The sequence below is a fragment of the Myxococcus sp. CA039A genome (genome assembly GCF_013336645.1).
GTDB lineage: Bacteria > Myxococcota > Myxococcia > Myxococcales > Myxococcaceae > Myxococcus > Myxococcus llanfairpwllgwyngyllgogerychwyrndrobwllllantysiliogogogochensis.
Window position 1 is genome coordinate 37,002 of the sequence record NZ_JABUMQ010000030.1, and the last position, 16,360, is coordinate 53,361.

Annotated in this window: 3 protein-coding genes; all 3 read left to right on the forward strand. The window is 69.5% G+C overall.

The features are described from left to right. Positions 1–6 precede the first annotated feature (6 nt). Entirely contained in the window at positions 7–1,170 is a 1,164-nt protein-coding gene (locus tag HR086_RS07460) for a zinc-binding alcohol dehydrogenase family protein (RefSeq protein ID WP_174465233.1), read from the forward strand. Then, positions 1,167–9,992, forward strand: coding sequence for a non-ribosomal peptide synthetase/type I polyketide synthase (locus HR086_RS07465; protein WP_174465234.1), 8,826 nt, complete (start codon positions 1,167–1,169; stop codon positions 9,990–9,992). The genes HR086_RS07460 and HR086_RS07465 overlap by 4 nt, the downstream gene beginning before the upstream one ends. Then, positions 9,993–16,360: type I polyketide synthase (locus HR086_RS07470; protein ID WP_174465235.1), on the forward strand; the 6,368-nt coding region annotated here is incomplete at its 3' end.

Genomic DNA, 16,360 nt, shown 5'->3' on the forward strand with positions numbered 1-16,360 from the left:
CCAAACATGAGCTATCAAGCCGACGCCTGGGTCATTCGCGAGGGTGGCACCGATGAGCCACGGCGCGCCCGACTGACGCGCACGCGCGTCACCGTTGACGCCATCCAGGAAGACGAGGTCCTCGCGGCGCCGCTCTACGGCTGCTGGGAGGGAAACAACGAGCACGCGCTCGAACGAAAGCCCATCGACATCTGCAAGGTCCGCCAGGAGCAGGAGATCGTGCTCGGCAACGCGGGCGTCGTCCGGGTGCTCGAGACGGGCAAGGGCGTCACCCAGGTCCAGGGCGGCCAGCTCGCGATGATGTTCCCGAGCGGGGAGACGGATGCCTACGGCTACACCGTGAAGGCCCTGGGCTACGAGGCCCCGCGACAGATGGGCTGCATGGCCACGCTGATGAAGCTCAAGGGCCGGCAGGTCATTCCCATTCCGGAGAACACACGGCACTCGCTGGCGCAGTGGGCGGCCTTCAGCGTCCGCTATGTCACCGCGTGGGCGAACTGGCGCGTCGCTTCGGCGGTCTTCCGAACCCAGATGACGGAGCAGGAGTGCCCGTCGCCGCATGTCTGGGGTTGGGGCGGAGGAACGACGCTCGCGGAGCTGGCGCTCGCCAGACTCCAGGGCTGCCGCGTCGTCATGCTGTCCGGCGCGCACCGGCACCTGGATGAGATTCGAGGAGCGGGCCTGGAGGTCATCGACCGGCGCGCCTTCAGCGGCTTGAGCTACGAGCCGGAGCGCTGGGACTCCGACCCGGCTTACCGCGAGCGCTATCAGGCCGCGGAGGCCGGGTTCCTCGCGGAGGTCTCCCGTCGCACCGACGGAGAGATGGTCCACCTGTTCCTCGACTACATCGGCACGCCCGTCTACCGGGCCACCATCAAGGCCCTGGCCCGACAGGGTGTGATTGCCACCGCCGGCTGGAAGGAAGGCATGTCCATCTCCCTCTTGCGCGCCCGCGAGTGCATCACCCGGCATCAGCACATCCACACCCACTACGCGCGCTATCAGGAGGGCGTGGACGCGGTGGCCTTCGGAGAGGCCCACGGCTGGATGCCCGACGTCGGCCCGCGCATCCACACCTTCGACGAGCTGCCCGAGCTGGCGGAGGCGTACCGCGCCGGTCACACCAACTACTTCCCCTGCTTCACCATCAACGAGGAGGGGAAGACTTGAGTCGGGACAGCGGGGTGACGGCACTGCTCACGCGCCTCTTCGACCTGGGGATTCGTCTCTGGGTGGAGGGTGGAAGGCTCGCGGTGGATGCACCGGAAGGCGCGCTCACCGCGGAGCTGCGCGCGGAGCTCTCCGCACGCAAGGCGGAGCTCATCGCGCTGCTCGACGACAGCATGGGGGATGCGCGCGCGGCGGAGCTGCCCGCGCTCATCTGCCGCCCCGAGGAACGGGACGAGCCCTTCCCGCTCACCGACATCCAGCAGGCCTACTGGGTCGGCCGTGGCGGCGACTTCGAGCTGGGCGCGGCCATCCACGTCTACGTCGAGATAGACAGCGAGACGCTGGACCCCGCGCGCTTCGGTGAAGCGTGGCGACGCCTCATCCAACGCCACGAGATGCTCCGCGCCGTCGCCCTGCCCGACGGGACGCAGCGCATCCTCCGCGACGTCCCCGACTACGAAGTGGCCGTCGAGGACTACCGCGCGCTGTCCCCGGAGGAACGTCAGCGTCGCCTGGACGCCCACCGCGAGCGGCTGGCGCAGCAAATCCTGCCGCTCGACACCTGGCCCCTGTTCGAGATTCGCGCGGTGCGGCTGGAGGAAGGCCACCGGCTCTACTTCAGCATCGACTGCACCTTCGTCGACTCGTGGAGCGTACAGGTCCTCTTCCGGGAGCTCATCCAACTCTACGCCGACCCGGACGCGACGCTGGACCCGCGCGAGCATGGCCAGTCGTTCCGCGACTACGTCCTGGCCACGCGCGCCCTCCAGGAGACGGAGCTCTACCGTCGCTCGGTGGATTACTGGCGCGGAAGGATTGCCACCCTGCCCCCCGCGCCCGACCTGCCCAGGGTCCAGCAGGTGGGTGCGCCCCGTCATCCGCACTTCGTGCGCCGTGAAGCCCGCATCGAGCGAGCACGTTGGGAGCGCCTGGTGGAGCGCGCACGCGAGCTTCAGCTCACGCCCACGGGGCTGCTGCTCGCCTGCTACGCGGAGGTCATCGCCCACTTCAGCAAGAGCCCGCACTTCACGCTCAACGTGCCGCTCTACAACCGACTTCCCCTGCACGAGGACGTGGGGAAGATGGTGGGGACCTTCTCGTCGTTCCTGCTCGTCGAGGTGGACCACCGCGCGGGCGGCACCTTCCAGCAGCGGGCCCGAGCGCTCCAGGAGCAGCTCTTCAGGGACTTGGAGCACCGCTACATCGGCGGGGTGGAGATCCTCCGCCAGATGTTCCGCGAGCGCGGGAAGATCAGCGGCGCGTTGATGCCCGTGGTGCTCACCAGCTTCGCCAGCGGCGTCGAGGGCTGGGACTCCTGCTGGGTGGACCACCTGGGCCGCGCCTTCGGCCGTGTCGTCCACTCCGTCACGCAGACGCCGCAGGTGTGGATTGACCACCAGCTCGTCTTCCAGGACGGCGGCGTGTTCTACAACTGGGACGCCGCGGATGAGCTGTTCGCTCCGGGCCTCCTCGACGCGATGTTCGCGTCCTACCAGCGGCTCATCGACCGGCTCGTGGACGAGCCCGACGTCGTCCACGAAAAGCCCCTTCGCCTGTCCACGCCCCAGGTCGCGGCCGGACCACGGCGTGACGGCGAACGCTCCGAACGCCTGTTGCACTCGCGCTTCGTGGAGCAGGCCACCGCACAACCCGACCGGCCCGCGGTCATCGCCCCCGGGCGCACGCTGAGCTACGGCGAGCTGCTGCAGAGGAGCACCGCGCTCGCCCACGCGCTCACCCAGGCGGGCGCGCGGAAGAACCACCCCGTGGCCGTGGTGATGGAGAAGGGCTGGGAGCAGGTGGTGGCCACCCTCGCCTGCTCCATCGCCGGCGCACCCTATCTCCCTATCGACGCGGGTGTTCCCGGGGAGCGTTTGAAGCAACTCCTCGAGGACAGCACCTGTGAGCACCTCGTCACCCAGCCATGGCTGGAGCCGCGCCTCGAATGGCCCGCCACCCCACGACGCTTCACGGTGGAGCCCCTGGAGCCGACCTCTGGCCTTGCGTTGCCAGAGGCTCCGGTTCAGGGCGCGGATGACCTCGCGGTCATCATCTACACGTCCGGCTCCACGGGCCGCCCCGGTGGAGTGATGCTCGCGCACCGAGGGCTCGTGCACGCGCTCGAGGAGACGCTGCGCGAGTTCTCCATCGGTCCAGAGGACCGGGTCCTGGCGCTGACGGCCCTGCACCACGACATGTCGATGTTCGACGTGTTCGGGATGCTGTCGGCGGGCGGCGCCATCGTCTTCTGCGAGGCCACGGCGCGGAAGGAGCCCGCGCGCTGGGCAGAGCTTCTGCGCACCGAGCGCATCACCGTCTGGAACTCGGTCCCTGGAATGATGGAGATGCTCCTGGCCCACGCCAGCGGGCGTCCCGAGCCGCTCGCTCCCGCGCTGCGCCTCGCCTTCATGGGCGGCGATTGGATTCCCCTGGACCTGCCCGAGCGACTCCGCGCGCTCGTGCCGGGTGTGCAACCCGTCAGCGTGGGTGGGCCCACCGAGACGAGCCTCTGGAACATCTGGTTCCCCATCGGGAAGGTCGACCCCGACTGGAAGAGCATCCCCTACGGCCGGCCCATCGCGGACACCCGCTACCACGTCATGGACGAGACGCTCAGGGAGCGTCCCCTGTGGGTCCCCGGCGAGCTGTGCTGCTCGGGCGTCGGCGTGGCCCAGGGCTACTGGCGCAACGAGGCCCGCACGAGAGAGCGGTTCGTCACCCACCCCGTGACGGGCGAGCGCCTGTACCGCACGGGCGACCTGGGACGACTGCTGCCGGACGGCACCGTCGAGATTCTGGGACGCGTCGACTTCCAGCTCTCCATCCTCGGCCATCGCGTCGAGCCCGGTGAAATCGAGGCCGCGCTCCGACTCCACCCGGAAGTCTCCGCCGCTGTCGTCGTGGCGGATGGAGACCGCCACGCGCCTCGCCTCCTCGCCTACGTGGTGCGGCGCGCGGGGGCCACGCTGTCTCAGGAGCCGTTGCGACGCTTCCTCGGCGAGCGCCTCGCGGACCACATGGTCCCCTCCATCGTGGTGTTCCTGGAGCAGCTCCCGCTCGGCCCCACGGGCAAGGTGGACCGCGCCGCACTGCCCAGGCCGGAGGCCCTGCGAGTCCTCACCGAATCGCGTACCGATGACGGAGCGCCCGCGCACGAAGCCGAGGCTGCGCTGGCCGCCATCGTCCGCGACGTCCTTCAGCTCCCGGAGGTGGAGCGGAGGAAGAACTTCTTCGAGCTGGGCGCCAACTCCGTCCACCTCGTGCGCATCAACGCCCGCATCCGGCAGGAGCTGGGCGCGGACATCCCCACCGTGGAGCTGTTCCAGAACGCGAACCTCGCCGCGCTGGCCGCGCACCTGGGACGGGTGCGACGCGGAGACACTGGTGGCCCCTCTCAGCGGGTCACCCAGGCCCGCGCGGACACCCTCGAGCGAAGCCCCATCGCCATCATCGGCATGAGCGCTCGGCTCCCGGGCGCGCCTGATGTGGAGGCCTACTGGAAGAACCTCGTCGAGGGCGTCGAGTCGGTGCGCTTCTTCACGGACGAGGAGCTGCGGGCGCAGGGCCTTGCCCGGGAGATGATTGGCAATCCGCACTACGTGAAGGCGGGCGCCGTCCTCGACGACATCTCCGGCTTCGACGCGGACTTCTTCGGGCTCACCGCTCGCGAGGCGCTGCTCACCGACCCGCAGCAACGGCTGTTCCTCGAATGCGTGTGGGAGTCACTGGAGCGCGCGGGCTACCGCCCTGACGCGACAGGGAAGAAGGTCGGCGTCTTCGCCGGAAAGAGCCTGAGCAACTACATCTATCCCGAGCTCGACCTCACCCAGCCCCTGCCCTACTTCCAGCGGCTGTTCGGCAACGACAAGGACTTCGTCGCCACACAGGTCTCCTACAAGCTCAACCTCACGGGCCCCAGCATCACGCTGCAGACGGCCTGCTCGACGTCGCTCGTCGCGGTGACGCTCGCCTGCCAGTCCCTGTGGAACCGCGACTGCGAGATGGCCCTCGCGGGCGGCGTCTCCATCAAGGTGCCCCACCACCTGGGATATCTCGCGGAGCCCGGCTCGGGGATGTTCTCCCCAGACGGCCACTGCCGCCCCTTCGATTCCCAGGCGCAAGGCATCCTCCCCGCGAGCGGCGCGGGGGTCGTGGTGCTCAAGCGGCTCGACGAGGCGCTCGCCGACGGTGACGCCATCCACGCCGTCATCCTCGGCGCGGCGGTGAACAACGACGGTGGGGACAAGGTCGGCTTCTCCGCGCCGAATCGCGACGGACAGGCGGAGGTGATTGCTCGCGCCCAGGCGATGGCGGGCATCCCTCCGGAGACGGTCGGCTACATCGAGGCGCACGGCACGGGGACGCCGCTCGGAGACCCGATGGAGATCGCCGCGCTCACCCAGGCCTTCCGGCTGGGAACTCCGGCGAAGGGCTTCTGCGTGGTGGGCTCGGCCAAGTCCAACTTTGGCCACCTGGACACCGCGGCGGGCGTGGCGGGGCTCATCAAGGCCGCGCTGACCGTGGAGCGAGGGCTCATCCCGCCCACCCTCCACTTCGAGCGCCCGAATCCCGCCATCGGCTTCGAGCAGACCCCGTTCTACGTCAACGCGCGGCTCCAGCCGTGGCCGGAGGGTCCGCATCCGCGTCGCGCGGGGGTGAGTTCATTCGGCGTGGGCGGGACGAACGCGCACGTCGTGCTTGAAGCAGCGCCCAGGCGTGACACCTCGCCGTCCCGACGCCCCGTCCATGTGCTGCCGCTTTCAGCGCGCAGTCCTCGCGCACTCGAAGCCCTGGGCCGACGCTTCGAGAGCTTCCTCGCGAGCGCCTCTGACTCCGAGCTCGCGGACATCTGCTACACGGCGGGCCTGGTCCGGTCGCACTTCTCCCATCGACTGGCCGTCGTGGGACGCACCGCCGAGGAGCTGCGGGAGCGACTGCGAGCGAGCCTCGATGGGGCCCTGGCACCGGGTGTGTCCCGAGGTCAGGCCCAGGCCGAGCAACCCCCTCGCGTCGCGTTCCTCTTCACCGGCCACGGAGCGCAGTACGAGGGCATGGGGCGAGCGCTCCATGACACGAGTCCCGTGTTCCGCGAGGCTCTGGAGCGGGTGGCGGCGCTGCTTCGCACGGAACTCGAAACACCTCTGCTCGCAGTGCTGTACGGGAGCGAGTCCCACCGACTCACGGAGCTGGCCTACGCCCAGCCCGCCATCTTCGCGGTGGAGTACGCGCTGACGGAGCTGTGGCGCTCGTGGGGCATCGAGCCTGACGCCGTCCTGGGACACAGCCTGGGCGAGTACGTCGCCGCGCTCAACGCGGGTGTCTTCTCGCTGGAAGATGCCGTGCGACTGGTCGCGGCGCGCGGACGGCTCATGGAGCAGCTCGCGCTGGAGGGCGAGACCATCGTCGTCCTCGCGGACGAGGCTCGCGTCCGCGAAGCCCTGACGAAGCAGGGTGGGCGCGCATCCATCGGCTCCATCAACGCGCCCCAGAACGTGGTCGTTTCCGGTGAAGGACCCGCCGTGCGGCAGCTCACGGACGAGTTGGTGGCGCAGGGCATCGAGGTCAAGAAGCTGGAGGCCTCGCGCGCGGCCCACTCGCACCTGATGGACCCGATGCTGCCGGCCTTCGAGAAGGTCGCGCGGACGGTCACCTACCGTTCGCCCACGCGGGCCCTCATCTCGAACCTGACGGGCCGGCTCGCGGGAGCAGAGGTCGCGACGCCCGAGTACTGGGTGCGGCACCTGCGTGAGCCCGTGCAACTCGCGGAGGGGATGCGGACCCTGGCCGAACAGGGGACGCAGGTGTTCCTGGAGATCGGCCCGAAGCCGACCCTGGTCTGGATGGGGCGCGAGTGTCTGCCCGTGGCCCAGGCACAGTGGTTGTCGAGCCTGCGCAAGGGACATGAAGACTGGCACCAGTTGCTGGAGTGCCTGGCGGCGCTCTACACGCACGGCGCGCCGGTGAGCTGGCGCGGCTACGAGCAGGCGGAGGCACGCCGACGCGTGGCGCTTCCCACGTACCCGTTCGAGCGACAGCGGTTCTGGTCCGACGAGGCCGGTCCCCGCAGCACCGCGCGCCGCGACGACACCCGGACCACACATCCGCTGCTCGGAGCACGCGTGGCGGCGGCGACCCTGCAGCCGGGAGAGCTGTTGTTCGAGTCGCGAGTCGGTGCCACCTCGCCCTCCTATCTGGGCGACCACCGCGCGCTCGGAACGGCCCTGCTGCCCGGCACGGCGTATCTGGAGCTGGCCCTCGCGGCCGGCGCGGTCGCCCTTCCGAATCAAGCCCTCGTCGTCGAGGACCTGGCGCTCGAACAGGCCCTCATCCTGCCGGAGCAAGGTGAAGTCACCCTCCAGACCGTGGTGCGAACCACGAGCGAGCAGGTGCTCTCCATCGAGGTCTTCCGACGCGAGGAGACCCACGAGGGAGAGTCCCGGTGGATACGCCATGCCTCCGGCAAGGTTCGGCCGACAGGCGCCGAGACCCTGGTGCCGACACGGCTCGAAGCCTCACTCCTTCAGCCTTCAGGCCTCGGGACGCAGCCTGGAGAAGCACACTACACGCGAGCCCGAAAGCTCGGGGCGGAGTTCGGAGAGTCGTTCCGAGGCCTCGTCGAGCTGTGGAGTGACGACGCCGGGGCCTGCGCGCGCATCGAAGTCCCGGAGCAACTGCGCGACGAACCCAAGCCCCATCACGTCCATCCCGCCGTGCTCGATGCGTGCCTCCAGCTCATCGGCGCGGTGGGCCCGGAGCTGAAGGAAGGCGAATGGATGCTGCCCGCGAGCTTCGGCCGGGTGCGCGTCCACCGAGCGTCACTGCCCAACAGGTTGGTGAGTCGGGTCATCCCCCGCTCGCCCCTCCTGACGGACGTCTTCGTCTACGACGAGGCAGGCGACGAAGTGCTCCGCGTCGAGGGCTTCGAGCTCAAGCGCGTCCGGGGAGAAGCCTTCCTCCAAGGCGCACGGCCGGGGCTCGAGGACGCGCTCTATGAGCCCGCCTGGCGCGAGCAACCTCGTCCCGTCAGCGAGGTCACCCATCGCCCCTCGACATGGCTCCTCATCGCGGACGAACAGGGTGTCGCCGAAGCCCTCCGTGCACGCGTGGAAGAGGATGGACGAGACGCCTGCGTCATCGCCCGCGTCGGCCCACGTTACGAGCGACATGAAGCCCATCGCTTCCAGCTCGACCCCACGAACCCAGAGCACTTCACGCGGTTGCTGGCGGAGCTGGCTCACGAGGAGCGACCGTTGCGTCAGGTCATCCACCTGGGCTCACTCGACGCGCCGTCCGACCAGGCACTCCAAACCGAGACACTGGGTGAGGACCTTCACCGGACCTGTGGTGGTGTGCTCCATCTCGTCCAGGCGTTGGTCGCGCGGAACGACCCCCCTCCGGCCCTCCAGCTTGTCACGCGAGGAGTCCAGGAAGGCAATCCTGGCACTGGCTCGCTGCTGTGGGGACTGGGGCAGGTCATCGCCCTGGAGCATCCGGAGCTTGGCTGTCGGCGGGTAGACCTCGCGCCCTCAACAGGGCCCGAGGCGAGCCGCGAACTCCTCGCGGAGCTTCGCTGTGAGAGTCAGGAGGCCCAGGTCCGGCTCGAAGGTGGGTCACGACAGGTCGCACGGCTGCGCGTCGCGGAGGCATCTCGCGCGGAGGGCGCTTTGCGTCCCGATGCCACCTACCTCATCACCGGAGGCTTCGGGCGCCTGGGTCGTCTCGTCGCGCAGTCGATGGTCGACCGGGGCGCGCGTTCGCTGGCGCTCCTGGGCAGACACGTGCCCTCGGATGATGACGCGGGAATCGCCGCGCTCCGGTCCGCGGGCGCGCGCGTCCTCTGCCTCGAAGCGGATGTGAGCCGTTTGGAGAGCGTGAGCGCGGCGCTCGACGAGGTGCGCCGCTTGCTTCCGCCACTGCGAGGCGTCGTACATGCGGCGGGCGCCGTCCACGATGGGCCTCTGCGAACACAGTCGTGGGAGTCCTTCGCCCAGGTCCTTGCCCCCAAGGTCCAGGGAGCATGGAACCTCCACACCGCGACTCGGGGACACGCGCTCGACTTCTTCGTCCTGTTCTCCTCCGTGTCCTCCCTGCTTGGGAATGCGGGACAGGCGAACTACGCCGCGGCGAATGCCTTCCTGGATGGCCTCGCGCGACACCGCCGCTCGCTCGGCTTGCCGGGTCTGAGCATCGCCTGGGGCCCGTGGTCCGGAGAGGGCACGGCCGCGAGCGACGTCTTCGCGGAGCGCCTGCGCAGACAGGGACTCGGCCTGCTCTCACCCATGCACGGCCTCACCGCGCTGCACCGACTGTATGCCCACGCGCGGCCCAACATCGCCGTCGTGCCCATCGACTGGAAACAGCTCAGCGGCACTGCGTCCTCCACGTTCCTCATGGAGCTTGTCAGCCGAGGTGACTCCCTCCGGAAGAGCGGCGCCGCGCAGCAAGGCTTCCGCCAGCGAATCGAGGCCGCGCCAGCGTCGGAGCAACAACCGCTCCTGCGAGCCCACGTGCGTGAGCAGGTGGCCGCGGTCCTGGGCCTGACTCCGTCCGCCGTCGGCGTCGACCGGGGATTGTTCGACCTCGGCCTGGACTCGCTCGGCTCGTTGGAGATTCGCAACCGCCTCCAGGCCTCGCTGCCCTGCACGCTGCCGTCCGTCGTGGTGTTCAAGCACCCGAGCGTCGACCAGCTCTCCACGTATCTCGCCACCGAAGTGCTGCGACTCGCCTCGGCGACACCCCGCCCTCAGGAAGAAGCCGGCGAGGAGTTGCCGCTCGACGAAGTGGTCCGCCGGTTGGAGCGAAAGCTCGAGGACATGGGCTAGATGAGCACGTCAATTCCCAGTGGCGGTCAGGAAGCCCTCCTGCGGCGCGCACTGCGCAAGCTGGAGGAAACCGAGTCCAAGCTCCACACCCTGGAGCGAGGCCAGCGCGAGCCCATTGCCATCATCGGAATGAGCTGCCGCTTCCCGGGTGGGGCCACGAGTCCCGAAGCCTTTCGTGAGCTGCTGGCCTCGGGGCGCGACGCCGTGCGCGACGTGCCCGTCGAGCGCTGGGATGCGGAAGCGCTCCATGACCCGGACCCGGATGCGCAAGGGGCGCTGACCGCGCGCAAGGGCTGCTTCATCGACCAGCCAGACCATTTCGACGCGGCCTTCTTCGGCATCAGTCCACGCGAGGCCGCGCGGATGGACCCGCAGCAACGGCTGCTGCTCGAAGTGAGCTGGGAGGCGCTGGAGCGAGCAGGCGTGGCGCCGGACTCGCTGATGGGAAGCGCGACCGGGGTGATGGTGGGCGTCGCCAGTCACGACTACTTCGAGATGTCCACGAGCGCGCCGGAGTCCATCGACGCCTATACGGGCTCGGGTACGGCGCTGAGCGTGGCGGCGGGGCGACTCTCGTACGTCCTTGGCTTGAGAGGGCCCGCGCTCTCCGTGGACACGGCCTGCTCGTCGTCCCTGGTCGCGGTCCACCTCGCCTGTCAGTCGCTGCGACTGGGCGAATGCAACCTGGCGCTCGCGGGCGGCGTGAGTCTGATGCTCGCACCCATCCTCGCGATGATTGAGTCGCGCACGCGAATGCTCGCACCGGACGGGCGGTGCAAGACGTTCGACGCGGCTGCGGATGGAGTGGTGCGGGGAGAGGGCTGCGGAGTGGTCGTGCTCGAGCGGCTGTCCGACGCTCAGCGGGCAGGCCATCGAATCCTCGCGGTCATCCGAGGCTCGGCGGTCAACCAGGACGGTCGCAGCGCGGGACTCACCGTGCCGAACGGCTCCGCGCAGGAGGCGGTCATCCGACGGGCCCTGGAGCAGGCCGACCTCGCACCGAAGCAGGTCGGCTTCGTCGAGGCACACGGCACGGGCACCTCGCTCGGAGACCCCATCGAGGTGGAGGCCCTGGGCGCCGTGCTGTCCAAGGAGCGCGCGCCAGAAACCCCGCTGTTGATTGGCTCCGTGAAGCCCAACATCGGGCACCTGGAGGCGGCGGCCGGCATCGCGGGCCTGATGAAGCTGGTGCTCTCGCTGGAGGACGGCACCCTCCCGCCCCACCTCCACTTCACCACGCCCAACCCGCGCATCGCCTGGAACTCCCTCGGGGTGCGCGTCGTGACGGAGCCGACTCCCTGGCCGCTCATCGATGGCCGGCGCATCGGTGGAGTCAGCTCCTTCGGCTTCTCGGGAACGAACGCCCACGTCATCGTGGAGCAGGCCCCCGCGCGAGAGGAACAGCCCACCGCTCCCGAGCGCCCTTGGTCTCTCCTGACGCTGTCTGGCGCCACACCGGAGGCACTGGAAGCCCAGGTCGACCAGTACCAGCGTCACCTCGCTCGGCATCCCGAGCTGCCACTCGGCGAGGTGGCCGCCACCGCGAACAGCGGACGCACCCACTTCCGTCACCGTGCCGCGTTCATCGCCCGGAACACCGAGGAGCTCACGAGCCAGCTTCAGCGAGGGGAGTCCGTCATCCGAGGAGTCATCCCGGACGAGCCTCCGCGCATCGCCTTCCTCTTCAGCGGACAGGGCGCCCAGTACGCGGGCATGGGCAATGAGCTGTTCGCCTCCGAGCCGCGCTTCCGTGAGGCGCTGGAGCGCTGTGACGCCGTCCTCGCGTCGCGCCTGGAGCGTTCCCTCCTCTCGGTGCTCTTCGACGAGGACGCGGGGTCCACGCCGCTGTCACGAACCGCCTACGCGCAGCCCGCGCTCTTCGCGCTCCAGTACGCGCTGGTCGAGCTGTGGAAGTCCTTCGGCATCGCGCCCGCGGCGGTCATGGGACACAGCGTCGGTGAGCTCGCCGCGGCGTGTGCCGCCGGAGTCTTCTCGCTGGAGGACGGGCTGACGCTCGTCGCAGAGCGAGGCCGGATCATGCAGTCCCTCATGGACGAGGGGCATATGGCCGCCATCTTCGCGGAAGGCACCGGGTCCCGGCTCCTCGACGTGTCTCACGCGTTCCACTCCCCGCTGATGGAGCCGATGCTGCAGGGCCTCGGAGCCGTCGTCGCGAGGCTTCGGACGACGGACCCTCGGGTCACCTTCATCTCCAACGTGACGGGCCGGGCCATGGGCTCGGAGGTCACTCGACCTGACCACTGGGTCGGGCACGTGCGCAGCCCGGTGCGCTTCGCGGACGGAATGCGCGCGCTTCGTGCCACCGGCTGCGAGGTCTTCCTGGAGGTGGGCCCAGGGTCGGCGCTGCTCGACCTGGCGAAGAGCAACCTGCCAAACGACGGGGGCCTGTACCTGCCCAGCCTGCTGAAAGGCTCGTCCGATTCACGCGGACTCATGGAGACACTGGCGCGGCTTCATGTGCGCGGCGCGCCCGTGCGGTGGGCGGGGCTCGAAGCCCGTGGAGCCCGGAGCCGAATCACCCTGCCGACGTACCCCTTCGAGCGCCGCCGCTACTGGCTCAAGGAGGAGACCTTCCAGTTCCGGTCCGGCCGCACGCCAGCCTCCAGCGCGGCAACGACGACGCATCCCCTGTTGGGACATCGGCTGCACTCACCCGTGCAGGGTCCTGAGGACGCCCACTTCGAGGCACACCTGGGACCTGCCTCGCCCCCACTGCTGGGACAGCATCGCGTCTTCGGGCGCGCGGTGGTCCCCGCCACGGCCTTCATCGAGCTGGCGCTCGCGGCCGGACAGAGGACTCTTGGCGAGGGAGCCCTGCGCGTGGAGGCGCTGGAGCTCTCCCAGCCGCTCTTGCTTCCCGAAGAGGGCACCATCGTGGTGCACACCGTGCTCGCGCCCGAAGGTCCGGGGCGTCGTGGGGTGCGCATCTTCAGCCGAGCCGAAGGTGCGTGGCGCCTCCACGTCACGTGCAAGGTTCGTCTCGAGGACACGCGCCGCCCCGAGGCCACTGTCGTCGTTCCTCCCGCGCGAGAAGCCCTGCTCTCCGTCGAGTCCCATTACCAGAGGACCCGCGAGCATGGCCTGGCGCTCGGCCCACTCTTCCGTTCCATCCAGTCGCTCTGGCGCACTGAGCGCGGAGGGGGTGCGCATGTCGTCCTTCCGAATCGAGCGGGGAACTACGTCCTGCACCCTGCCCTGCTGGATGCCTGTCTCCAGGCGCTGAGTGTCGGTTTCGGTGACGCAGTGGAGGGCGAGGCGTGGCTGCCCGTGGGCCTGGAGCGACTGACGGTCCACGAGTCACCCCGCGAAGCCGCCTTTTGCGAGACGCAAGAGCGCCCCTCTCTCGGAAAGGGTCGCCTCCAGGTCGACGCGTGTCTCCGCGCGGAAGACGGCCGCGTGCTCGTCGTCGTCGAAGGCCTGGAGCTGCGCCTCGCACGGCGCGAGGCCTTCCTGGGAGGACAGCCCGCCTCCGACTGGCTCTACACGGTCGACTGGCCTCTTGCGCCCCAGGTCAACACCGAAGCCGACTTCATCCCCGCGCCGCGCATCCTCGGTGACGCCGTGCGCGAGGGCTTGGGCTCCATCATCCCCGAGGACGACGTCTCGCGGTACACGGCGGTCCTCGGGCGCCTCGAAGCCGCGAGCCTCGGTTACATTCTCGCCGCGCTCCACCGACTGGGAGCGGGCTTCGAGCCCGGCCAGCGCTTCAGCACCCGCGAGTTGGCGGAGCGGCTCCGGGTCGCCTCGCCCCATCAGCGACTGCTCGGGCGACTGCTCGCCATTCTCTCCGAGGAAGGCTTCCTGGAACGCGCCGGAGAGGGCTGGCATGTCCTCCAGGTGCTCCCGCACGCACGAGCGGAGCGACTGCCCGTCTCCGAGGAGGACTCGTCTTCCACACGGGCCCAGCTCGCGATGCTGGAGCGCTGCGGAATGGAGCTCGCGGCCGTGCTTCGTGGAGAGCGCGACGCGCTCGAGCTGCTCTTCCCCGATGGAAATCCAGACGCGGTGGCGGAACTCTACCGAGGCACTCCGGTCATCCGAATGATGAACACCGTGGCACAGCAGGTCGTCACGCGCGCGCTCGCGGGCGCACCACCCGAGCGTCGGCTGCGCATCCTGGAGGTCGGCGCGGGGACAGGTGAAACCACGGCCTGGGTACTGCCGCGACTTCCCGCCGAGCGGAGCGACTACCTCTTCACGGACGTCTCCGCGTTTTTCACGGAGCGGGCAGCGGAGCGCTTCACGGAATTTCCCTTCGTCCGTTACGAGGTGCTGGACGTCGAGCGGACTCCGGTCGGCAACAAGCGCTTCGACCTGGTGCTCGCATCGAACGTGGTGCACGCGACGCGGGATGCGCGACGAACCCTGCGCAACCTTCGCGAGCTGTTGGCACCGGGAGGCACACTTGTCCTGCTGGAAGGGACCGTCGCGCTGCGCTGGGTGGACCTCACCTTCGGGCTCACGGACGGCTGGTGGCGCTTCGAGGACACCGCCCTGCGCACCGACTGCCCGCTTCTGCCACCCGCACGTTGGTGTGAAGTGCTCGAGGAAGAAGGCTTCGCTCACGCGGACATCGCATCTCCGAGCGACACTCTTCCGCCCCTCCTGGGACAGCAAGCCGTCATCGTCGCGCAGACGCCTCGGACTCCGAAGGAGACTCGCGCGGCCGGAGCATGGCTCATCCTCGCGGACCGAGGGGGCGTGGGTCAGGCACTGGCGCATCAGCTCCAGGCCCAGGGGGGCGAGTGCTTCCTCGTTCACGAAACGGGGTCCGACATCGACCCTCGTTCCGCCGCCTCCCTTGCCCTGTTCCAAGCCAAGGTCGCCAACGTTCGGGGCGTCATCCACTTGTGGGCACTGGATGGAACGTCCGCCGCCCACCTGTCCACGCAACAACTGCGCGAAGCCTCGAAGGCAGGCTGCGGCAGCGTCTTGCAGTGCGTCCAGGCGCTCACGCAGGGAACGCAGTCACCGCCTCCACCCCTGACGCTCATCACGAGAGGAGCCCAGCCCGCGGGCGGCGCGGTGCCAGGGGTGGCGCAGTCGACGCTCTGGGGGCTGGCCCGCGTGATTGCCCGTGAGCATCCGGAGCTGCGTTGCCGCATCATCGACCTGGAAGACACGCCGACGACCTCCGAGCCCGAGGCGTTGCTCGACGCGGTGCTGGACCCGAGCGACGAGCAGGAGTTCGCGCTGAGAGGCGCGGAGCGCAGGGTGGCCCGCCTCGTGCGCGCCGGCCAGCTCGCGCCAACGCACACCGTCTCCATCCGCCCCGATGCCACGTACCTCATCACGGGTGGGCTCGGTGGACTGGGTCTGCTGACGGCACGCTGGCTCGTTGAGCGGGGAGCACGCCACCTCGCGCTCCTCTCGCGCAGGCCGCCGGGACCCGAAGCCCGGACGGCGATGGCGGAGCTCACGGCGCGAGGAGCCACCGTGCTGGCCCTGCCGTGCGACGTCTCGCGCGAAGAGTCGCTCACACAGGCACTGGCCGAGCTGGAGCGGCGCCTTCCGCCGCTGCGAGGCGTCTTCCACTCCGCGGGTGTGCTGGAGGATGGCGTCCTCTCGGGACTGAGCTGGGAGCGCTTCGCCACGGTGCTCGCGCCGAAGGTCGACGGAGCCTGGAACCTCCATGTGCTCACCCGGACAAAGCCCCTCGACCTCTTCGTCATCTACGGCTCGGCGACGTCGCTGCTGGGAGCCTGGGGACAGGCGAACCACACGGCCGCCAACACCTTCCTCGATGCCTTGGCCCACCATCGCCAGGCCCTCGGACTGCCTTGCACCTGCATCGCCTGGGGCGCGTGGGAGGGAGTCGGCGCCGCGAACCGCGCGGAGGCGGGCACGCGCATGGGCGAGCTGGGCATGAGCACCATCAGCCCCGAGCGAGGCCTGGAGCTGCTCGAACGCATCCTCGCGTCCGGGGCCGCGCAGCTGGGTGTCATGCCCATCGTCTGGTCGGAGTTCGCACGGAAGGTCGGCGCCAGTCCCTATCTGTCGCGACTGCTCGCCGAGACGAAGGCGGAGCCGGAGCAGCCAGCGCGAGAGGGCCTGCTGGCACGCCTCCAGGTCGCCTCCGTGCACGAGCGACGGGTGCTGCTGGACGAGCACGTCCGGAGCCAGCTCGCGCGCGTGCTGGGGATGAGCAGCCTGGACGCCGTCGATGGAGACCACCGCCTGTTCGACCTGGGCATGGACTCGCTCACGGCGGTCGAGCTGAAAAACCGGCTGTCCACGAGCCTCGAGCGCCCGCTGCGCTCGACGCTCGTCTTCGACTTCCCACGCATCGACGCGCTGGTGGAGCACCTGGGACGCGACGTGCTGGGAGTGCTCCCACCACCCGAGCC